The sequence below is a fragment of the Frankia tisae genome (assembly GCF_025403405.1).
In the GTDB taxonomy this organism is placed as follows: domain Bacteria; phylum Actinomycetota; class Actinomycetes; order Frankiales; family Frankiaceae; genus Frankia; species Frankia tisai.
Window position 1 is genome coordinate 1 of record NZ_JANEZT010000488.1, and the last position, 4,062, is coordinate 4,062.

4 protein-coding genes are annotated in these 4,062 nt (G+C 73.1%); all 4 read left to right on the forward strand.

The features are described 5' to 3' along the window. The first annotated feature begins 54 nt into the window (after window positions 1-54). Window positions 55-1,254 (forward strand): acyl-CoA dehydrogenase family protein, encoded by a 1,200-nt coding sequence (locus NBZ85_RS28550; RefSeq protein WP_261560311.1) that lies wholly within the window; start codon window positions 55-57, stop codon window positions 1,252-1,254. A 7-nt stretch (window positions 1,255-1,261) separates the two neighbouring features. Beyond that, window positions 1,262-2,236 (forward strand): PaaI family thioesterase, encoded by a 975-nt coding sequence (locus NBZ85_RS28555; RefSeq protein ID WP_261560310.1) that lies wholly within the window; start codon window positions 1,262-1,264, stop codon window positions 2,234-2,236. A 139-nt stretch (window positions 2,237-2,375) separates the two neighbouring features. Then, window positions 2,376-3,122: a class I SAM-dependent methyltransferase gene (locus NBZ85_RS28560; protein ID WP_261560309.1), complete on the forward strand. Its 747-nt coding sequence runs from the start codon at window positions 2,376-2,378 to the stop codon at window positions 3,120-3,122. Window positions 3,123-3,322: 200 nt separating this feature from the next. Then, window positions 3,323-4,062, forward strand: a 740-nt coding sequence (locus NBZ85_RS28565) for a DUF222 domain-containing protein (RefSeq protein WP_261563054.1), incomplete at its 3' end; no start/stop codon positions are given.

Genomic DNA, 4,062 nt, shown 5'->3' on the forward strand with positions numbered 1-4,062 from the left:
CGCTTCCGATCTCGACCTCGATCTCGATCTCGACCAGACAACGAAGGAGGCGCCGTGTCCGTAGCGGCAGCGCCGCCCAGCGGCTCCGACACGTTCCCCACCGGCGCCTGGGAGCTTCCGGACGAGTTCCGGATGCTCGTCGACACGGTGCGACGCTTCATGGAGACCGAGGTCCGGCCCCTGGAGGACACCCTCCCCCACGACGCGGCCGGCCTGCCGCCCGAGCTGCTGAAGCCGTTGCAGGCCAAGGCGCGCGCGGCGGACCTGTGGGCGCTGCAGACGCCGGCGGAGTTCGGCGGCGCGGGGCTGAGCGTGCTCGGCCAGGTCGTCATCGCCGAAGAGGCGGCGAAGTGCCGGATGGGCGCGTTCTTCCCGGCCTGCGGGGCGTTCGGCGGCAACCCGCCGACGGTGATGTTCTCCGCGACCAAGGAGCAGTTCGAGACGTACGCCCGCCCCATCATCGAGGGCACGGCGGGCCGGGCGTTCACCGCGATCAGCGAGCCGTCCGGCGGCTCCGACCCGGCGCGGGCGATCCGCTGCCGCGCCGAGCGCGACGGCGACCACTACGTCATCAACGGCACCAAGATGTGGACGACCCACGCCGGTTCCGCGGCCTGGGGCGTGCTCTACGCCCGCACCGGCGAGCCGGGCCGGCGCGACGGGATCACCTGCTTCATCCTGCCCAACGACGTCGAGGGGCTGACCAAGTTCCCGATCGACGTGATGACCTCCTACGCGCCGTACGAGCTGCACTTCGACAACGTCCGGATCCCGGTCGAGAACCGGATCGGCGAGGAGGGGCAGGGCTTCCGGCTGGCCTCGCAGTTCCTGGTCTCCGGGCGCATCGCCTACGCCGCCGGCCCGATCGGCATCGCCCAGCAGGCGCTGGGGATGGCGATCGACTGGGTCAAGCAGCGCGAGGTCTTCGGCTCCCGGCTGGCCGACAAGCAGGGCATCCAGTGGATGATCGCCGACAGCGAGGTGGAGCTGCGCGCCGCCCGGCTGCTGATGTACCAGGCGGCCTGGAACGCCGACCTCGGCAAGGACGTGCGGGTCGACGCCTCGGTGTGCAAGATGTACGGCACCGAGGCCGCCTACCGGGTCCTGGACCGCTGCGTGCAGATGTTCGGCGCGCTGGGCCTGTCCAAGGAGATGCCGCTGGAGCGCTGGTTCCGCGACCTGCGGGTCAAGCGTCTCGGCGAGGGCGCCTCCGAGGTCCAGAAGATGATCATTTCCCGCGAGCTGCTCCGGTGACGCGGGCATGACCGAGACCGGAACCTCCCCGACCGCTGGCGCCTCGACGGGCACCGGCGCCTCGACGGGCGGCCTCGTCCCGGCGGCCCGCGCCGAACCCGCGCAGCTCGCGCCGGACGGGGCGGCCCCGCCGGCGCGGGAGTACGCCGAAAGCCGCTTCCGGCTGAGCCAGGTGATCCGCGACGGGCGCGGCGGGCGCGGCGTGCGCGTCACGATGCAGCTCGGCCCGTGGCTCGACGGGCCCGACGGTGTCGCGACGATCGGCTCGCTCGGCGTCCTGGTGGACTCCGCGATCGGGATGGAGGTCTACGACTCCCGACCGGAGAACTCCCACTCGGTCACCGCCGAGCTCTCCCTCGACGTCATCGGCCCGCCGCCGTGGTCCGGCGAGCTGCTGACGGCCAGCGCCGAGCTGCTCGGGCGGGATCCCGCCGGCGGGACGGCCCGCTGCGAGGTCCGCGACGACGCCGGCCGGCTGGTCGCCGTCGGTATCGGCCGCTGCCGCTTCGTCAGCATCCCGGGCACGGCGGCGGGGTACCTCGACGGCGAACCGCAGATGCTGCCGCCGGCCGCGCACCACTCGCTGCTGGAAGCCCTGGGCCGGGCCGATGCCGGGAGCTCGGGCGACGGCCGGGGCGGGGCCATCGCCGGCCCCGTGCGCGACGGCGACGTCGGCCGGTTCCTCCTGCCCGCCAACCCGGCGTTCGAGAACGGCGGCGGCACGGTGCACGGCGGCATCCTGTTCTGCGCCGCCGAGCTCGCCACCGAGGCGCTCGCCGACCCGGCCGTGCCGGAGCGCACGACGGCGATCCGGCTGAACTACCTGCGCCCGGCCGCCCTCGCCGCCGAGGTCACCGCCACCGCCGAGCTCGTCCACCGCGGCCGCACCGTCTCCCTGTACCGGGTGACGACGGCGGGCCCCTCCGGCAAGCCCGCCACCCTCACCACCATCACCCGCGAACGCGGGACCCCGGTGTTCTGACCCCGGCCATGGCCCCGCCGCCGCCCGGTGCATCCATCGGCGCCGGGCGCGGCGGGGGTCACGATGGCGCGGGGGTCACGATGGCGCGACCGACACCGCGGCGGCCCACCTATCGTGGTGTTCTGGCTACCGTTGGGTCATGCCTCGCGAGTGGGACGCCCGCACCTACGATTCGCTGCCTCTCCCCCACCTGTTCTGGGGCAGGAGAACGCTCGGCCGGCTCACCCTGACCGGCGCCGAGACGGTTCTCGACGCCGGTTGCGGCACCGGGCGCGACACCAGCGCCCTGCTCGACCTGCTGCCCGATGGGCACGTGATCGCCCTGGACGGCTCCGCCGCCATGCTCGGCCAGCTACGGGTCCGCCTCGCCGACCGTCTCGACCGTGTCGAGGTGATCCAGGCCGATCTGTTGGAACCGCTGCCCGTCCGCTCCCGGGTCGACGCCGTTGTCAGCGTCGCCGCCTTCCACTGGCTGCCCGATCACGACCGGGCCTTCAGGAATCTGGCCGCGGTCATGCGGCCGGGGGCCCAGCTCGCCTTCGAATGCGGCGGCCAGGGCAACGTCGCGAGCATCGTCCGTGCCATCGACGAGGTGCTGCCGAATGCGCCACGGGTGTGGAACTTCGCCGGCGTCGAGGACACGACCCGCCGCCTGCTCGACGCCGGGTTCACCGACGTCGAGGTGGCGCTGACGCCAGATCCCGCCCGGTTCGAGCAGGTCGAGCAGTTCCGGACCTGTCTGGGGACGGTGGTGCTGGGCGCGCACCTCGACCGTCTCTCCGAGGGCGAGCGCGCGGACTTCATCGACGCGGTCGCCGCCCGCCTCCCCGAACCCGTCGTCGACTACGTCCGCCTCCAGGTCCGCGCGACCCGATCCGGCACCTGACCGTCGCCCGGCGGCGACCTGAACGCCGGCCACTCCTACGGCCACACGACGGATGGCCACGCCCCGGGCACGCCCCAAGCACGCCCCGGGCACGTCCGCCTATCCCGCGGGGTCCCACCGCCATGGTTCCCGTGTCGTCTCCGCTCACAGCTTACGAACGCATGTTCGACATCCGGAGCGTGTTGTTCTACCGTTGACCCATGGTTTTCGACGACGACCTCGGGGACGGCCCTGACCCGCCGGCCCGCCTCGCCACGATCTCCCGGCAGGTCGACGGGCTGCTGGCCGCGCAGGCATGGCAGCTCTCCGACGGCGAGCTGGAAGAGCTCCTCGAGGGGATGTGCCGGCTGACCGGCCGGGTCGCCGCCGTACGAGGCGCTCTGTTCGTCGAAGCCCAGGATCGTGGGTTCGCGGTCCGCCACGGTGCGACGGACCTCGCAGGCTGGCTGCGAGACCGGCTGCGGTGGACGACCCGGGAAGCCCGCCGGCAGGTCACCCTCGCCCGCGACAGCACCACCGCCTGCACCGCCACCGGAGCGGCCCTCGCCGAGGGGACGATCATCGTTGAGCAGGCCGTCGTCATCTGCGACGCCATGCGCACCCTGCCCACCGGGGTCACTCCCGAGCAGCGCACCGCCGCGGAACAGGCACTGCTGCGCTTCGCCGGCCAGTTCGACAGCCTGCACCTCGTCAAAATCGCCGCCCGCCTGCGCGAAACCCTCACCACCGTCGACACCTCCCCCGGCGGCGACGACCCCCACGCCGACAGCCACACCGGCGAACACGGCAAACCCCGCACCAGCACCAGCGGCAGGGACGGCAGGGAGCAGCCAAGCCGGGACCCCGCCGACATCCGCCGCCTCACCTTCACCGACACCCCGACCGGCACCACCCTGATCAGCGGGGAACTCGACGCCGAAGGCGCCGCCCTGCTGCGCAC